14 protein-coding genes and 1 tRNA gene are annotated in these 17,942 nt (G+C 55.6%); 2 read left to right on the top strand and 13 right to left on the bottom strand.

All coding sequences use genetic code 11. From position 1 onward, the window contains the following. Window positions 1-7: 7 nt before the first annotated feature. The 4 genes from ACWHYZ_RS09005 to ACWHYZ_RS08990 form a co-directional block, all read right to left on the bottom strand. Window positions 8-1,219 carry a 3-hydroxyacyl-CoA dehydrogenase gene (locus ACWHYZ_RS09005; RefSeq protein WP_447986938.1) on the bottom strand — a complete coding sequence of 404 codons (1,212 nt, stop codon included), beginning with the start codon at window positions 1,217-1,219 and terminating at the stop codon, window positions 8-10. A 29-nt stretch (window positions 1,220-1,248) separates the two neighbouring features. After that, window positions 1,249-2,439 carry a thiolase family protein gene (locus ACWHYZ_RS09000; RefSeq protein WP_447986937.1) on the bottom strand — a complete coding sequence of 397 codons (1,191 nt, stop codon included), beginning with the start codon at window positions 2,437-2,439 and terminating at the stop codon, window positions 1,249-1,251. Further along, window positions 2,436-4,172, bottom strand: coding sequence for a long-chain-fatty-acid--CoA ligase (locus ACWHYZ_RS08995; RefSeq protein ID WP_447986936.1), 1,737 nt, complete (start codon window positions 4,170-4,172; stop codon window positions 2,436-2,438). The genes ACWHYZ_RS09000 and ACWHYZ_RS08995 overlap by 4 nt, the downstream gene beginning before the upstream one ends. Window positions 4,173-5,601: 1,429 nt before the next feature. After that, window positions 5,602-5,676: transfer RNA gene (locus ACWHYZ_RS08990), tRNA-Gly, on the bottom strand. Between the two features lie 304 nt (window positions 5,677-5,980). Between ACWHYZ_RS08990 and ACWHYZ_RS08985 the strand changes: the two genes are divergently transcribed. Beyond that, entirely contained in the window at window positions 5,981-6,658 is a 678-nt protein-coding gene (locus tag ACWHYZ_RS08985) for a response regulator (RefSeq protein ID WP_447986935.1), read from the top strand. A gap of 70 nt (window positions 6,659-6,728) precedes the next feature. Here ACWHYZ_RS08985 and ACWHYZ_RS08980 read toward each other — a convergent pair whose 3' ends face one another. Next, the gene (locus ACWHYZ_RS08980) at window positions 6,729-7,319 is read right to left on the bottom strand and encodes a PAS domain-containing protein (protein ID WP_447986934.1); all 591 of its coding nucleotides are present in this window, start codon (window positions 7,317-7,319) and stop codon (window positions 6,729-6,731) included. Window positions 7,320-8,074: 755 nt separating this feature from the next. Here ACWHYZ_RS08980 and ACWHYZ_RS08975 point away from each other — a divergent pair. Continuing rightward, on the top strand, window positions 8,075-8,749 hold the full coding sequence (locus ACWHYZ_RS08975) for a DUF429 domain-containing protein (protein WP_447986933.1): 675 nt from the start codon (window positions 8,075-8,077) through the stop codon (window positions 8,747-8,749). Between the two features lie 74 nt (window positions 8,750-8,823). On the opposite strand, the gene tyrS is transcribed toward ACWHYZ_RS08975, so the two are convergent. The 8 genes from tyrS to ACWHYZ_RS08935 form a co-directional block, all read right to left on the bottom strand. Then, window positions 8,824-10,020 (bottom strand): tyrosine--tRNA ligase, encoded by a 1,197-nt coding sequence (gene tyrS, locus ACWHYZ_RS08970; protein ID WP_447987546.1) that lies wholly within the window; start codon window positions 10,018-10,020, stop codon window positions 8,824-8,826. A 33-nt stretch (window positions 10,021-10,053) separates the two neighbouring features. Further along, complete coding sequence (locus tag ACWHYZ_RS08965) at window positions 10,054-10,548, bottom strand: ComEA family DNA-binding protein (RefSeq protein WP_447986932.1); 495 nt, start codon at window positions 10,546-10,548, stop codon at window positions 10,054-10,056. Between the two features lie 39 nt (window positions 10,549-10,587). After that, window positions 10,588-12,006: a dihydrolipoyl dehydrogenase gene (gene lpdA, locus ACWHYZ_RS08960; RefSeq protein ID WP_447986931.1), complete on the bottom strand. Its 1,419-nt coding sequence runs from the start codon at window positions 12,004-12,006 to the stop codon at window positions 10,588-10,590. Window positions 12,007-12,077: 71 nt separating this feature from the next. Further along, entirely contained in the window at window positions 12,078-12,455 is a 378-nt protein-coding gene (gene gcvH, locus ACWHYZ_RS08955) for a glycine cleavage system protein GcvH (RefSeq protein WP_447986930.1), read from the bottom strand. 100 nt (window positions 12,456-12,555) lie between these two features. After that, window positions 12,556-13,725, bottom strand: a complete 1,170-nt coding sequence (locus ACWHYZ_RS08950) for a hypothetical protein (protein ID WP_447986929.1) — start codon at window positions 13,723-13,725, stop codon at window positions 12,556-12,558. 37 nt (window positions 13,726-13,762) lie between these two features. Then, window positions 13,763-14,185 (bottom strand): nucleoside-diphosphate kinase, encoded by a 423-nt coding sequence (gene ndk / locus ACWHYZ_RS08945; protein WP_447987545.1) that lies wholly within the window; start codon window positions 14,183-14,185, stop codon window positions 13,763-13,765. A gap of 124 nt (window positions 14,186-14,309) precedes the next feature. Continuing rightward, window positions 14,310-15,338, bottom strand: a complete 1,029-nt coding sequence (gene mtnA, locus ACWHYZ_RS08940) for an S-methyl-5-thioribose-1-phosphate isomerase (protein ID WP_447986928.1) — start codon at window positions 15,336-15,338, stop codon at window positions 14,310-14,312. Window positions 15,339-15,403: 65 nt separating this feature from the next. Beyond that, entirely contained in the window at window positions 15,404-17,932 is a 2,529-nt protein-coding gene (locus ACWHYZ_RS08935; protein ID WP_447986927.1) for a DNA internalization-related competence protein ComEC/Rec2, read from the bottom strand. Window positions 17,933-17,942: the final 10 nt, after the last annotated feature.

Below are 17,942 nucleotides of genomic sequence, written 5' to 3'. Positions count from 1 at the left end.
ACATGGTTCAATAGGTAAAGAAGCCTCGCCCCGCAGCGCTCCCTCTAAATCCGGCCGCGACCATCCGACGCAGCATGGGAGCCGGCCAAAACCGCGTGCCCAGCGTCTGAGAGTATGCTTCGAGTTCCGCTAAGACCGTGTCGATGCCTAGCGCGTCCGCATAATGCAATGGTCCTTCCTTCTCTTTAGGAAATCCGATTCCCGCGACCATCGCTAGATCGATGTCCCGTGCCGAGGCAACCCCCTCTTGCAAGGCCAAAACGGCCTCATTCACCATGGCGAATAAGAGGCGTGTGGGCTTCCACGGTGTGTTGCAATGACCCGTCTCGTGCCGGACCTTCTCGATGAGCCGCTCGAGCATCCCCGTATCCGGTCCGTCGTATTGATAAAACCCGTGTCCATTCTTGACGCCAAACCGTTCGGCCTTTACCAGTTCAGCGAGAAGCTCAGCCGGCGCCATTCGAGGCCCATAGTGCTCAAAGAGAATCCGTGCTACGTCGTACGAAATGTCGAGCCCGACGGTATCGAGCAGAGTAAAGGGCCCGACCGGCATCCCGAACGCGAGCATGTCATGTTCGATGTCTTTGCAGGAGGCGGCTGCTTCCTGCACACAAAAGACCGCCTCGTTCAGATACGACATGAGCAGGCGGTTCACCAGGAACCCTGCACATTCCCGGACCACGATTGGGACCTTTCGGATACTTTCGGCGAAACTGACGATGTCATTCACGGTCTCAGGATCGGTTGCGAGTCCGGGAATGATTTCGACAAGCGGCATCGCATACGCAGGGTTGAAGAAGTGCAGCCCGAGGACCTTGCCGGGTCGGCGGGTGACCGCACCCAAGGCGGAAATTGAGAGAGCGGAGGTATTGCTCGCGAACATCGCTCCGGGGGCGGAGCCGGCGTCAAGGTCATGGAAGACCTGCCGTTTGAGCGCAAGGTTCTCCGAGACCGCCTCAATAACGAGATCCACATCCTGCAAGGCACCGAAGTCACCTCCAGCCGAAACCAATAACATTTTTTCCTCAGCCTGCTCGGGAGTCATCTTGCCTCGTTCGACCCGGGCCTGATAGATCCGGCGCACGGTCTCTATTCCCCGCTGCGCCCGGTCCATGGTCACATCGGTCAGCACGACCGGAAGCCCGGCATAGCTGACCACTTGAGCGATTTGCGCGCCCATGGTCCCTGCCCCGACGACCCCGACTCTATAGATGTACATGGGGACCTCACTTCGTTCGTGATCATGTGTCATAGACGCTCGAGTACGAGCGCCGCTCCTTGTCCTCCTCCCACACACATCGTCACCGCACCCAGAGCGGCATCACGTCGTTTCATCTCATGAAGCAGCGTGATGACCAATCGCGTACCGGTCATTCCGACGGGATGACCCAACGCGATCGCCCCTCCATTCACGTTGACCCTGTCCCGCTGTAGCCCCAACGCGCGTTCTACTGCTAGATATTGCGCGGCAAACGCCTCGTTCAGCTCAATCAGTTCGAGGTCGTTCATGGCCACGTTGGCCCGTTTCAGGGCCAACGGAAGGGCTTCGGCGGGTCCGATCCCCATCCGTGTCGGCTCGACGCCGATAAAGGCATAGCCTCGGACGCGTCCCATGGGCTTGAGGCCGAGTTGACGAGCCCGCTCGCCGGACATGACAAGAGCGGCGGCCGCACCATCGTTCAAGGGACAACTATTACCGGCCGTCACGGTTCCGCCTTCTTTAAATAAGGGTGGATAGAGGGCAAGCTGCTGTTCCGATAACCCGACGTTCGGCCCCTCATCCTGAGTCAATACCGCCGGCGCGACATCCCGGCCGGCTACCGACTTGGGAATGGTGAGGGGCATGGTTTCATCTTTGAACCGACCTTCGCGTAGCGCACGGAAGGCTCGACGATGGCTTTCGACCGCAAACTGATCCTGCTCTTCGCGCCTAATTCCAAACTCTTCGGCCAGGTTTTCAGCGGTTCTCCCCATCATCTGCCCGCACACCGGATCGGTGAGCCCTTCCCACAGACTATCGCTGAATTCTGAATGACGGAGCCGTTTTCCCCATCGCAAATCCCGGTTCACATAGGGCGCCCGGCTCATGCTTTCCACGCCTCCGACAATCTGAACGTCTGCGTCCTGGCTTTGGATATTCTGGCATGCGTTCACGAAGGGTTGGAGGCCGGATGAACAGTTACGCTGCACGGAATAGGCCGGTATGCGGACAGGAAGCCCGGCCAACAGCGCAATCACGCGGGCGATGTTGGCGGCATCGGTAAACTGTCCGACGCATCCCACGATCACTTCGTCAATCAGCGCGGGATCCACCGCCGTTCTCGTCATGACTTCCCGCACGACCAACTCTCCTAACTTCTGCGCCGGGATATCTTTCAAGGCTCCGCCAAAGTTGCCGATCGGGGTACGCACGCCTGCGATGACGACTACGTCTTTCATCGTACATCTCCAACGGCCAGTTGCTTATCAGGCCTCAAGGGTTGTGGATCGATGCCTGTCTTGGCGGCCTCTTCATGTTGCAACGCCCGCCGCAAGACCTTGCCCACCATGGTTCTCGGCAATTCATGACGAAAAGCGATGCTTGAAGGCGCCTTGAAGACCGCCAAGGACCGCCGGCAATGGGCAATCAGTTCCAACTCGGTCACCGACTGACCGTCATGCAGCACGACATACGCCTTCACCGCCTCTCCGAACTGGTAGTCCGGGACGCCGGCGACCACCACGTCTTTTACGGCAGGATGTCGGAATAACACTTCCTCCACTTCCCTGGGATAGACACTCTCCCCGCGTGTTTTGATCATGTCTTTCTTCCGATCGAGGAGAAAAAAGAATCCGTGGTCGTTTTGTTGGACAATGTCGCCGGTATGCAGCCATCCGTTCCGAAGGACCTCGCATGTTTCCTGTTCGTTATTCCAGTAGCCTTGCATGATCTGTGGACCGCGAACGGTCAATTCGCCGACTTCGCCAACAGACAAGAGGCGCTCGCCTGTTTCAAGGTCGACCACGCGTGTCTCGGTATCGGGAAACGGCACTCCCATTGAGCCCGGCGGGTGCTCGCCATAGACGGGATTGCAATGAGTGACCGGCCCCGCCTCCGTCAGTCCATATCCTTCCGTAATCCGCACACCTATCAAACGTTCGAAGGCCTCCTGCACCTCCGCATGGAGCGGGCTGGCCCCACTGAGACAGACGCGAAGCGACCCGAGGTTGTAGCGGTGCACCTTCGGGAATTCGGTCATCTTCATAAACATCATCGGTATCGCCGACATAATCGTGACGCGATGCGTCTGGATCGCTCGTAACACCTCCGCCACTTGAAACCGGGGGAGCAAGACCAATGTGGAACCGGTCATCATGGCCAAGTGCTGACACGTGCTCAAACCATAGACATGAAAGAATGGGATGACGCCGAGGAACACCTCGCACCCTTCTTGTAAGTCAGGCACCCAGGCACGGCACTGTGTCGCATTGGCAATCACGTTGCGATGGGTCAGCATGACCCCTTTGGGAGTACCCGTCGTACCGCCGGTGTACTGAAGGAGCGCAAGATCGTCAGGAGAGAGCGATGGCAGCGAGTACGTTCGGGCAGAGTCCGGAGGAATGTATTTCAACGTCTCGCTAAAGTTAGACAGCGAGGGGCCTTCCTTGAGGCTCAACCAGCGCCCGCTCAACCTGGCCTTAATTGGATAGAACAGGCGCTTTCCCCACGGGAGAAAGTCACGCACGCTGGTGAAGATGACCTGTCGTAGCGCGGTCTGTTCCTGGATAGCATGGATGCGGGGATAAAAGAGATCGAGGGCAAGAATCGTGTGCGCACCTGAGTCACGCAGTTGCGTTTCCAGTTCATGCTCGACGTACAGGGGGTTGGTTTGAACGACGGTGGCCCCGGCCAAGAGAGCTCCGTAATAGCCAATGATGGCTTGAGGGATATTGGGCAACATGATTGCGACGCGATCCCCCCGGCGCACGCCGATCGAATCCAGATAGACGGCAAAACGCATCGCGAGATCATAGAGTTCCAAGAAACTGATGCGATGACCGTAAAAGAAAAGGGCTGTCGTGTTGGGAAATTTGGTAACCGACTCACGGAGCAAGTCAGGCAGGGTGCAGTGAGGATATGTACAGCCGACCGGGACACCTCGATCGTAGCGGCAAACCCAAGGGTTTTGCATGGTCCACTCCACAACGTACGATGGTCGAAATGGTTCAGGTGTCAGCAATGCCGCTGCTAATTAATATCGAGAAACGCCCACCTCCTTTCTGTGTGCATGGTCAATATGAGATAGAGAGCCGGATGCATCACTGAACAAGTATGTTGCGAAGTATGCCTCCATGCCTCTGAATCACACAGCCAGACTATCTTAAAACAGTCGGAATAAGTCTGTTATCAGCAGGTCCGTAACCTTACTGTAAGCCCGGTAGGTGTTATCACTTTTTGCGTGTCCCCATGGACAGGTACCAAGTCCCTGCGATTACGAGTCCCAGGCCTCATCATGGCAGGCACTTCCCTTCTTCCATTGGTCTAGGCTAGCTACATCTTACAATGTTCGCCAGACGATTTCATGAGGAAGGACACATCAAGTTAGGAGAGGGGAAGGGCGAACACCGTGCTGGAGGGCACCAAAGCCGAAGCAGATACGAAGGTGCCTGGCAATCAAATGGAAGATTGGAGCGGGCAAGGGGATTTGAGCCTCTCTAATAACGAGATTGGGAAGCGGATTTGAGATTAACCATGCCTTACCGGGATTTTCGTCGGAGGAGGCATTGATGATCAAGGATCTCTCGCTTCGTGACTACGGTTGACCACCCTGCACACCGGTCACCGTAATTTTTTGGACGGAACCGTGACTGAACTCGGAACGGAAAAAGAGACTCATCATGTCCCCATGGCTCTATCCCATTACAGACCTTTGCCCGACTTGACCCTGTCGTACCCATCCTTATAATCCATTTGATGATTACGATTATATTCATCATAGGTTTAACTGCACTGCTGCTGATCGTGACAGTGACCTGGGTATCGATAGCGATTATGCGCCGAGAGTCCGACTGTCAAAGGTCGGAGAAGAACGTTCGGTCGATGTCTAGGCTGATGCTACTATCTGTTCTCCTACTTGAAGGCTGTACATCTAGCATGCCTTCTTGTTGGGAAAATCGACATGCTTTACCTGAAAAGGAATACCGGGCATGTCTTAGCTCTGAGCTGAGCCAGCCTCTTGAGTATGTCCCACAAGATGAAGTAACGTTCCAACAGAACATGGAACAAGAGCGGCTCCTTTATCTGTATAGCCCAGGTATGGGCACTCCCCGTTAGGAAAGGCGGAGTCGCACAGCAAATATCAGGCGTTGCGCTTTTTACCTGAGAGCCAGATTCCTCAATTGCGCGCTGAATTCTGTGCGCAATAGAGATCATTCAGAACATTCTCCGATCAGTCCCTCTCAGTATCATGCGAATGGATAGACTGGCATCCAGATCGCTTGGTTTTGTCATCCAAAGGCCGAAAGTTGTCTCGACAAAGTCCTGAAGAGACGAAGGTTTAAATGGAATTGGAGGAAGGGAGACTGTCAGACGGTGGATCAGATGCAAGTAGTTGGAAGATTTGGAGCGGGCGATGGGATTTGAACCCACGACAACTAGCTTGGGAAGCTAGGACTCTACCACTGAGCTACGCCCGCTCTCGCTGCAACCTCGCTACCTTAGCATCTGAACGAATGCGTTGCAATAGAGGAAGTGTTATTACGGTGTTGGTGTCAGGAAGCGTTTCCAACGCTCTGTATCACTCCAGGCGTTGCGCTGGCATTCTGATTGCTGAATGCAGCGAACTTCGCCATGGCCTTACCGCTGCCGCTGTGCAAGTACGGCTACCAAAGAGTTTGCCTCGGATACATCCCCTGGCGAAAGCGACACCACCCCCCTTGAATACACTAAGCCTTTCATTGCATTGCTCTTATACACACATCGTTTTAAGCTAAACCCTACATGCCACATCCATCCATTATGGTCGTCGACGATGATCCGACCTTGCTGACAGCCGTGAGCGGCCTGATGGAGTTACATTTGCCCGATGTCCGCCTCCATCCGTTTGAATCGCCTCGCTTGGCTCTGTACCACTTGGAGAAGCACGAAGTCTCGACGATGGTAACGGACCTCAACATGAACGAGCTGGACGGCTTTGGCCTATTACGGGAAGCGAAGGCGCTCCGTCCCCATGTGCCCGTCATTCTCTTTAGCGCCCATGTCGATGCGGCTCTGGCATCACAGGCCATCAATATGGGGGCAGACGATGTGCTGGGGAAGCCGTTTCATCGTGAAGAGTTGGTGACCGCCCTCACGCTCGCCTTAAACACCTATGATCTCGCGAGAGAGGTACGAATACGTCGGTTAATGACCGAACGTCTCAGCCGGCGCGTGGAAGAGTTGAAGCGGCTCATCGCGGACAGTCATCTACGGCCCAACACGATCAAGCGCATTGAAGGCCTCGTAGCAACATCGCGGCAACTCAACAACAAGAGCCTCGCCAGCCTGGAAAGCTCGCTGGACAGGCTCTGGAAACATGCCAATATGGCCCACGCGCGTCTGGACGTCGCTCACCATCGCTTAATGGTGAAGCAACAAGAGTCCCGTGAAGGTGTGTTAAAGCGCCTGGCTTCCCGCTAATAGGTGAATCGCCGACAGGCTGTCACTGAGGGGCATCGCGTGCGGACAGGAACGGTGGGCAGAAAGGAGATTACGAATCCTTTCTCTGGAGCCGTTCTAATTCGGTTTCGGTATCATGAAGCCGTTTCTTAATTTTAATCATTTCCAGCTCCCGTCCCACCACGGCCTCTTCAAACTTCTCCAAGTCTCGGACTTTGTCGTAAAGAGTCTCTTGCGCCCGATTGAGGGTACGTATCGTGTCCTGTAGCTGGTGGTTTAAACGGGTGACTTCGTCGAGTGCCTGCTTCATGTCCGTCTGATCGCGCATCACCTTCGCGAATCCCCGAAGCGTCCCCCCTTGTAACGCTATGGTTAAGCCGCTGCACCAAAACTGCGAGTGATCCTTTCGTACGATCCAGCGATCATCGCTGGCCTGCCCGACTGCGACAGCCGTCGCCAGTTCCTTCTCTGGTTCCTGCTTCGCCCGGTCTTCAGCGGTAAAAAACAGGTCCGCCCTTTGGCCCACAATTTCGTTGTCCTGATATCCTAGAAGCTGTTCGGCAGATTCGTTCCAGCTCGCTACGCGGCCTTCAGCATCAAGTGTGAAAATCGCCAACCCATTGACGTTCTTGACGAGCAGATCAAACAGTTCTGAATTGCCGCGCAGCTCCATGTCATCCATGCGTCCATAGTTATTCGCTTGTGGTCCAGCTGGATATCAGGATGAGGGCGGGTGTGCCGTAAGACGGAGGCGGAAACGATTCGTGTCCTTCAGACTCGTTCTAAAGGAGAAAGAGAGGAAATAAAACACCATACCTGAGCAATTGGAAGGTGAACGGTTGCCAAAACGGTCTACTCGCCAAGCGTTTCAAGCGGCCGTCCCCGCGAATTCGGGACCCTTGTCGAGGATCAACGTCTCTGGCAATGGTTGCGTAAGAAACAGCCGATCCAAATCCGACACACCCGTGCCCCGCCAATCGACACCTCGGTTGATCCTCATGCGAATTGTTATATCTGTCAATGAGCAGTAAAGAGCCCTGTCATGGCTTTCGACAATGATGGCTGACTATGGCGATCGAAGGCTTTCTCCATGCAGCGATGGAACTATCAAACCGATTCGGTACACTCCCCCTGGCCTAAATCATCAAACATCCGGAAATCCATGTCCGCTTTTAGGACGAATCCCAAGCGACAAGCGAGGAAGCATTTTGGGGGGTGGCACAGGTGCTAACGTCGGTGTTATTAGGGTGTTAAGGAAAGGGACAAAACGGAAAGACGAGCGACAAATAGAACCGAATTCAAATGAACGGCAAATTGAGTAATCGGTTGGAACGAGGCGAAAACGATACTGGTAGCCCGCCGGCAAGAGTTACACCATTTTGTTCGTTCTGAGGATGAGAAATGAGCGGGTCACTGAAGACGCATTGACTAAACACCATGCTAGCTGGAATTGATGGGTACAAAAACGGATGGGTTGCGGCCATTGAAGTAAGGCGCGGCAAAACTGTGGTGAGAGCATATCCAAACTTTAGTGCCCTTCTAGATGATAGCAGGCTCGCATTGGTCATCATCGATATCCCCATCGGGGTCCTGGACCATGGAGCCCGCACCTGCGATGTGGAGGCACGCCGTCTCTTAGGCCGCGCTCGGGGAACCAGTATCTTTCCCTCCCCCATCCGTAGCATGCTGGACGCCGGCACCTGGGAAGAAGCATGCCGTAGACGGTTTGCACAGGAAGGCAAGAAATGCTCTAAACAGGTCGCCGGCATCCTGCCAAAGATCCGCGAGGTCGATGAAGGAATGACGCCGTCGAGTCAACATCGGGTGCGCGAAGCGCATCCAGAGCTGTGCTTCGCCATGATGAACCAGGGAAAGCCAATGAGATTCAACAAGAGAACGAAACAAGGTCAGAAGGAGCGGCTAACCCTCCTTCTTCGTCACTTCCCCGACATCCCGATGCATGTGCGGGAAGTCCGTGGGGCGAGCACAGATATCATCGACGCCTATGCCTGCCTGTGGACCGCGAAACGGATCGCAGAAGGCAAGGAGGTATCACTGACGGCCGACACAGAAGTGGATAGTAAGGGCTTGAAAGCGGAGATCGTCGTCTAGTGTGACATAGCAACGAATGCTATATGTTGACCATGAGCCGGCATACATGAAGGGCGGCTAGGAGTAGATACCTATTAGGGCTGGAATTGCACCACGGCGAACTTGCGACGGCCAATCCTTACGCGATACTGATGGTTAGGTTCGAGGGATAGGCTTGCATTCGGATCAGCCTGTTTCTGTTCATCAATCTCGACGCCGCCTTGAACAATTAAGCGACGGGCTTCACTCTTACTGGGGACTAGTTTAGTTCGGGCGACGAGATCGACCAATCCAATGGCTGGTGAAGCGGGATCGGACACATCGGCCGGGTGCAAGATGATGCGTGCATCCGGTTCGGCGGGAAATTCCCGTTCTTGAAATTTTTGCTGAAATTTTGTCCGTGCCTGCTGTCCTGCAGTAGCTCCGTGGTAGCGCGTGACAATGTGTTCGGCCAACGACTGCTTCGCTTGCATCGGGTGCACGGCGTTGAGATGAGCTAAGTCCTCACTCGTCAACAACTCGTAGTAGCGCAGCATGAGCGCATCGCTGATGGACATCAGTTTTCCGAACATATCTTCCGGGGTATCTTCGAGCGCAATATAGTTGCCGAGGCTCTTGCTCATCTTGCGAATGCCATCGGTTCCTTCCAACAAGGGCATCGTCAGCACGACCTGCGCTTCCTGCCCAAAGTCCCGCTGCAAATCGCGCCCGACGAGCAGATTGAATTTTTGATCGGTCCCTCCGAGTTCCACATCGGCCTTGAGCGCAACGGAGTCGTACCCTTGAATCAACGGATAGAGAAACTCGTGGATGCTGATCGGTTTCTGCTCATGATAGCGCTTGTGGAAATCTTCGCGCTCCAGCATGCGCGCCACATTGTAATGGGCGCTGACCTGAATCAATTCCTCCGCCGTCATCGTGCCCATCCAGCGACTATTAAATTCCACCGTCGTGCGTGCCGGATCCAGAATCTTAAAAATCTGTCGCTCGTAGGTTGTGGCGTTCTCGCGCACTTTTTGTTTCGTCAGCGCGACCCGAGTGTCCGACACGCCGGTGGGATCGCCGATCATGCCCGTAAAGTCACCAATGAGAAAGATCACTTGGTGCCCGAGATCCTGAAAATGTTTCAGCTTGTGGATCAATACCGTATGACCGAGATGAAGATCGGCCGCCGTGGGATCAAATCCCGCCTTCACTCGCAACGGACGCTGCTCTTTGAGCGAGCGGGCCAGCTTCGATTCCAATTCAGATTGTTGAATGACCTCCACGGCGCCGCGGAGAATCAAATCCATCTGTCGAGTCAGTTCACTCACTGATTGTCCTCATTAGAGCGCCTTTGCTTTGAGTCCGGCATCTCGTTTCGTCTCCACCTTCGTGACTTCATCTACCATGATGAGCGGCCGCAATTGATCCATGCGTTTCTTGCCGATCCCTTTCACCTCTCTCAGATCGTCAACGGCGTGAAACCGTCCATGGGTCGTTCGCTGTTCGATCACCCGCTGGGCCAGCACCAGTCCTATACCGGGCAGATGTTGTAGTTGCTCTGCCGTGGCGCGGTTGAGATCGAGTTTCCCGTGGGTCCTCTGCGAGTGTCCAGCCGTTGGAACGGTCGACAGCGTCGTGACTATGCGCTGAGGAGCGGGAACAGACGTCACCGGTTGCACGGCCGTCTGCTCGCCTTTTTCGACCGACCGGACAATGAGCGGCGCAACTAGCTCGGGCTGTATCGGCCAGCCAATCCACAGGACGAGGACAACGGTGGCCACCAGCATTCCGACCTTGATGGCAAGGGATTTGAACATGGTAGAGCTCTCAGCCATCAGCTCTCAGCAGTCAGCCTCACTGACAACTGATCGCGATTATTGCCGCTTGCGCGCCAAGTGAATAGCCATCCCATCCACGTCTTCGGCCGCTTCCATGATCCCTTCGGAGAAGGTCGGATGTGCATGGATCATATCCGCAATATCGATCGCCTTCGCTCGCAGCTGCATGGCCAGTGCGACTTCATGCACGACATCCGTGGCATGGGCGCCCATGATATGCGCGCCGAGAATCTCACCCGTCTTGGCGTCGCTCACAATCTTAAACAGCCCTGTCGTATCGCCGGTTCCTTGTGCCTTCCCTAACCCGGCGTAGCGGAACCGCCCTACCTTGACGGCCGTCTCGGGATTATCGCCGCGTGCGTGCGCCTCTTCCCTCGCCTGCCGCTCCGTCAGCCCCACCCGACCGATTTCCGGCAGCGTAAAAATCCCAGCCGGCACGACGCGGTAATCGATCTGCCGTGGATGTTCCAGGATATTCTCCACGGCCACTTTGCCTTGCGCCGATGCCACGTGCGCAAGCATGCCTTTGCCCACAACATCGCCGATTGCATAGATGCCGGGCACATTGGTCTCCATACGAGCATTCACTAAAATTTCCCCTCGCCTGCCGACCTGCACGCCGACCGTTTCCAGCCCGACACCTTTTGAGTTGAGCCCGCGCCCGACCGATACCAAAAGTTTTTCGACTTCGACGACCGTTCCATCCTTTAACGCCGCACGGACACAGGCTCCGCGGTCCACTTTCTCTACGGTCGTGCCGGTCTGAACGGTGACTCCCCGCTTCGCCAGTTCACGCGCCATCATGGATGACATCTCTTCATCTTCCAATGGCAGAAGGCGTGGAAGAAGTTCAACGATGGTCACCTGTGTTCCCATCCCACTATAGAGCGCAGCGAATTCACAGCCCTCCACACCACCGCCGACGATCAACAAGCTGGCAGGAATGGACGTGGTATCGAGCGCCTCTTTGCTTGTGATAATCTGTTGGCCATCAATCGGAAACATGGGCACATTTGGCCATGAGGATCCGGTCGCGACGATGATCGCATCCCCTTCGAGTCGGCTTTCGCTTCCATCTCGCGCGGTAATTTTGACCGTCCGCTGACCGACGATCTCTCCGCGGCCGTCAGCATGCTGAATGCCCCAGGCTTTAAATAGGCTCGTAATACCTTTGACCAGTCCATCGACAACTTTATTTTTCCTAGCAACCATTCGTCCCAAGTCATAGCCCACGGATCCTTGGAACGTTAGGCCAAAATCCCCCGCCTTCTTAGCCTTATCGCCCAATTCGACGACCGACAGGAGCGCTTTACTCGGGATACATCCCCAGTTCAAGCACACGCCGCCAAGAGCCTGATTCTCGACCACGGTAACCCGTGCGCCGAGCTGCGCCGCTCTAATCGCCGCGACATAACCTCCAGGGCCGGCGCCGATAATAATAATGTGTTTTGACATATGTGATTGAACGACTTAGAGATGGTCGTCATTACAAGATGTTGAAACGAGAGTGCGGCTCTCGCTTCCCATCATTTTTTTAAGAAGGCTTCGTACTGCTCCGCCGTCATCAAACCATTGACCTGGCCAGGGTCGGACAACTCGATCACCGCAAGCCATCCCTTGCCATAGGGATCGGCATTGACGACTTCCGGATGATCTTTCAGCTCGGTATTAATTTTCACGATCTTTCCGCTCACCGGAGTATAAAGACTTGAGGTCGTCTTCGTCGATTCGACCTCGCCGATCTGTTGCCCGGCGACCACCGTTGATCCTACTTTCGGCATATCGATAAAGACGATATCTCCCAGGGCGTCCTGAGCAAAATTGCTAATACCCATTGTCGCTTGCTTCCCGTCGATGCGAATCCACTCGTGTTCCTCATGGTAACGAAGATCAGTCGGTTCCATAAGTCATGTCCTCAAGGTTAACGTTCAGGGCGAGGTTCGGTTCGGGCTTCGTCACGGCCTCCAACATGAGCCCCAACCTGTCTAGAGAGCGGAGCTTATTTCAGTTCTTGTGGTAAATCAAGCCAATGTCCTTACCCAGTTCCTCGCGGTGCGTCCTTGATGAAATGCCTACTTGCTCCGCGTCGTCCGCTGAGACTGACATGGTCGTCCATATTCGGTCCGAAGACCCCAAAAGTCCCTTCATCTGCTCGACAATCACAGAGGTCTGGCGTCCGTTGGCTCCGGGCGATGAGGCCTGAGAAGCGGCTCGCAGCAGAAAATACTGAAACCGGCGTTTGGCTTCGAGCAAGTCTTCTCCATATCTGACGAGCGCCGCACGAGGGTCTGTGACGGCTTCGGGATGCACCTCTACCGCTACATGGCGTGTGTTTCCGTGCAAGCGCATCGCACGGCTTAGCCGTTCGAGTATCTTCACCCGTTCACGCGCTTTCCAACCGGCCCAACGCCAATATTCAGCGGAAAATGGCTGCGATGATGTCCCGGTGAAGAACTGACCCGGATCCATTCGAGTGTGAAAATCACGCTCAAACCCTCGAACGGCGAACGCGCTGAATCCATCATAGGGTCCAAGCGACACGTCGTTCCGAAATAGAATGCCATCCACACCGGTATCTGCCAGGTCAGTCAATAAACCGACCAGATATTCCTGAAAGGCAGGATGGAACAGATCTAAATACGGTGACAGTCGCAACTGACGATGGACCGTGTCGTAGGAACGATCCAGCCACCCAAGCGTCGGATCGATCCAGTTGATCCGGCGAGGCGACACGGCGGCAAACACGGACAGTCCCTGCTGATGCGCCAGCGGGAGGAGTTCGCCAAAGATATCTCTGATCGTATCCGCCCATTGCGACCGGAAATAGATGCCGCTCGCGCGGCGACCGTCTTCGGACGCAATGCGGGTGGAGCCGGCGCTGGTTCCGATATCGACCACTACCATGGTGATATCCCCGTGCATGAGGCTTTGAACCCACCGTTCCAGTTCAGTTAGTGGAGGTACATCCTCCGGTGCAACGGTTAAAGCCGTGACGCTTCTGAACGTTTTGGTCGATTCGGCCGTGACCACAGAAGGTGCGGGCGGAGCGTATTGGGTAGCCTGTGCGCGAATGAGGGCGGGAGAATGAGAAGAATTTTGTGAGGTCGACGGTTCCTGGCCGGCGCAACCGACCTCGCATGCCATCACCAACCCGACAAGTAGTCCCACGCTCATACGATGCCAGGGCCCACCTGACGGGAAGGCGTTCAACCTATACTCCTAACTCCATCGACGAAAAGAAATAATTGATCTCGACGCGTGCGGTTTCCGGCGAATCAGAACCATGGACAGCGTTGAATTCAATATTGGTTCCATGCGCAGCGCGGATAGTGCCCGGAGCGGCCTTTGCCGGATCGGTCGCCCCCATCAACTCCCTGTTCCGCTTAATAGCGTCCTTGCCCTCAAGGACCAGCACAACGACGGGAGCGGACGCCATGAATGTGGTCAGGCTATCAAAGAACGGTCTCTGTCGATGGACCGCGTAGAACCCTTCCGCAACCGGTTTCGACATCCGCATCATTCGAATGGCGATCGGCTTTAAGCCGGCCTTCTCATAACGACTGATAATATCCCCGATCGCGTCCTTTTTCACCGCATCCGGCTTGATAATCGCAAGTGTCTGTTCCGACATGATTCTTCTCATCCTCCAATGTTCAAGGAATCAGGTGGTAGAACGCACATTATAGTAACACGGGCGGTAGCGGTTCAAGGGTTTCCGATAGCGCCAGATGCGGTCGCACCGTGTTGTGTGGAACCGACTAGCAAAATCCCTGCGCCAGTTCGTGAGGTTTGAAGATGCCTCGCTCTGTAATAATGGCCGTGATGTATTCGGCCGGCGTCACATCGAACGCGGGATTAAAGACCGTGACTCCTTTGGGAGCAATCATAGGTCCGTTAAAGATGGCGGTGACTTCTTCCGGACGGCGCTGTTCGATCGGGATATCCTTGCCCGATGGCGTGGCGAGATCAATCGTCGAATACGGTGCGGCGACATAAAACGGAATGTCGTGCGCCTTGGCGAGCACGGCTACGGAATACGTCCCGATCTTGTTCGCGACGTCGCCATTGGCCGCGATCCGATCGGCTCCCACGACGCAGACATGAATCAAGCCCTGGCGCATGATCGAGCCGGCCATGTTATCCGTAATTAACGTGACCGGAATCTTGTCCTGCATGAGTTCCCAGGCGGTCAAGCGCGCACCCTGGAGGACGGGTCGCGTTTCATCGGCAATAACGCGAATGTTTTTGCCCTGCTCCCATGCAGCACGAACAACACCCAAAGCCGTCCCATACCCGGCAGTCGCGAGAGCACCGGCATTACAATGGGTGAGAATCGTCTGGCCATCCTGAATCAGTGCGGCGCCATGCCGGCCCATCGCCTTGTTCATTGCAATGTCTTCATCGAGAATGATTTGCGATTCTTTGACCAGCGCGGACTTCACCTCCATGACCCTTCGTCCCCGTGATGAGGCCAGGGTCTGCTTCATCCTTTCGATGGCCCAGAATAGATTGACGGCGGTGGGCCTTGTCGCGGCCAAGTGGTCGCAGATCCTGCCTACCTCTTTGACGAAGGCATCGTAATCCGCCGTCTCGATCGCTTGCGCGCCGAGGGCTACGCCCATTGCCGCAGTCACGCCGATCGCAGGCGCGCCACGCACGCGCAGTTCTCGAATCGCCGTTGCCACAGACTGATAATTGCGACAGTCGAGAAATTCTACATGCTCCGGCAATCGGCTCTGATCCAGCAGCCTGACCGCACCGTCTTTCCATTCAACCGTTGGGATCATGGTTCGCCTCTTCCCTCTGCTATTCCGATGTTGGTAAACCGATTCCTTGTGCACGAGACTCTTTGTTACATGGTCGCCCACTGCTCCCACAACCTAATGAGATTATTCTGCTCGGCGGCGAGCATGGAGGGTCCAAATAGAACCGGCTGAATGACCTCTCCACGAGCTGATCGAATAGACAGACCGGGCGATGAGAGTCTGGCAATAACTTGGATAGCGCCGTCTCGATCGGTGCGCAGCACATGGGTCCCCTGACGCCGGTACGCATCTAATACCGGCTCTGTCGGGTGGCCATAGGGATTGACTCGGCCCACTGAAATCACGGCCACCTCGGATGGCGCGCTCGCAATCCATCCCTCGTGTAACGAACTACGCGCCCCATGGTGAGGAACCTTGATGACTCGTCCGCTGAAGGCTCGATCATGCTGCAGTCGCGCAATCGTACCCGTTTCAATATCACCGGTAAAGAGAAAGGAATGCGGGCCGCAATCCAATCTCGTCACGACCGAACGGTTATTCAGCACGCTGCCGCTGCTCGGATTGCCGGCGATCGCCACCGGCGTGCTTGATCGGGGAGGATTGAGCACCTGCATGCGGCACGGCCCTGTGTCGACGACCATCTGTCCTTCCTCGGCAATCTGTTCCGGTACATGATGTGCGTGAAGCTCTTCCTGCAACCTTGCATAGAAGGCTTCCTCGCGAGCCGTTCCATTGTGCCAATACCGACTCACGGCAAATTGTCTGACGGTCCAAGCCAGTCCCCCAATGTGATCGAGCTGTGGATGCGTGCCGATGACATGATCGAGGTGTGTGATCCCTCGATCCCATAGATAGGGGGCGACGACCGCACGCCCGATATCCAGCGTCTCATAGGTTGCGCCCCCGTCTATTAAGATGACCTTCCGATCCGGCAATTCAATCAGACAGGCGTCACCTTGCCCCACATCAAGAAAGGTTACTCGCAGGGTGTCCCCGTCGGACGAGGGGCGTGGCGACCACATCCATCCGATTAAGATGAGCACCGCCATGGCGGCACCGACGCGCTTCAGCCATACACCCGCGAGGGGCCAAATAGCTATGGCGAGGCACACGTAAAAGATCACCATAGCCGGAAGACTCGGCGAAGCAACATGCCATTCCGCGTGTGGAATGCCGGCCAGGACCTCCACCACACGAAATAACACGTCTCCGATGGTTTGATTGATGTGGCTCGCCGGAAAGGTTTCGCTACCCGTGAGCACATACCAGATCCCCGATGCTAATCCTACTGGGACCAGCACAAATCCCGCAATCGGAACGACGACGAAATTGCCAAGAAGACCGACCCAGGGGACCTGGTTAAAATAATAGGCGACGAGGGGCACCGTCGCCAACGTCACGCCGCCCGTCATCCAGCAATAGCTTCGTAGCCACTTCCGGAACCGGTCGGTGCGGCAAGGCCTCACGGCATCATCTTCCTCATCGCGATGGGTTCCTTGCAGAACAAGCCCAATCGCCAAGATGGACAGGAACGACAGTTGGAATGAAATATCAAAGAGGGCTTGGGGATCGTGCAAGAGAATGAGCCAGCCGGCGACGGCCAATGTCAGGAGCATGTTGCTGTCGCGGCCCAACCACACCGCCAATAAAAACAGCAGAATCATCACCAGTGATCGGACGGTGGCGACCTGTGCTCCTGCTAAGAGCGTGTAGAAGACAACGGGTGGGACGGTGAGCGCAGCCGCCAAGCGAGTCGGCGTTGTGTAGCGAGAAAGACTGAGCAGCCAGGTCGAGGGTAACAAGCGACAGCCACGACGAATGACAAAGAAAGATCCCAGCGCAATGAGACCTAGATGCGATCCCGAGATCGACAAGATATGTACCGTACCGGTCGCCATGAAGATATCGCGGATCTCTGGAGAAATATAATCGGGTTCGCCAATAATCATGCCGAGGTACAATCCTAACGCCGCGCCGTGAAGTGAACCCACCGCCCCTTGCCGAATCCGGTCCCGCCACTCATCGATCGTTCGCCATGGCACCCAAGGTGGATCGTCCGTCGTTGAAGCCAGCACTGTGATGCGGCCCGGTCCGGATACCGACGCGACGGCATCGATCCCCTCCCGTTCCAGGTAAGCGCCATAATCGAATCCGCCGGGATTCATCATTCCGGATGGAGCACGGAGCCGGGTGATGACGGAAATCTTTTCTCCCTGAACCAGAGAATGGTCCGGGTCTCTCCACGTGAGACGCACACGCCCATGAAATTGATTCGCGTCGTGTACGGGCACGCACAGAACGATGACGGCCCGATTGGGTCCATGGCGAACGGGTTCGCAAATGGTGCCTTGATACGCAATCGGATCGCTCGAGGCAACCTGTGCGACGGACCCAGGAGACGTCAGCCACAGAAAGACGGACCAATACACGATTCCGCCTAAGAGACTGCCATATAGCAGCGCCCCATGGCGGCACGATAGCCTTCCTTTCCCTTCGAGGTACGTCAAGACACCGCCGGCAACCATGAGAACGAAGACGATCAGAAGAGGAAGGTAACGAACGAAGGATCCTAACAACAGTCCGGAGAGAAAAGCCGCAGTGAGCGGAGGCAGCATGGTGCGTCGG

This window comes from Nitrospira sp. Nam74, from assembly GCF_965152615.1.
The sequence above is the reverse complement of the archived record's forward strand: the minus strand, read 5'-3'. Positions and strand labels throughout refer to the sequence as shown.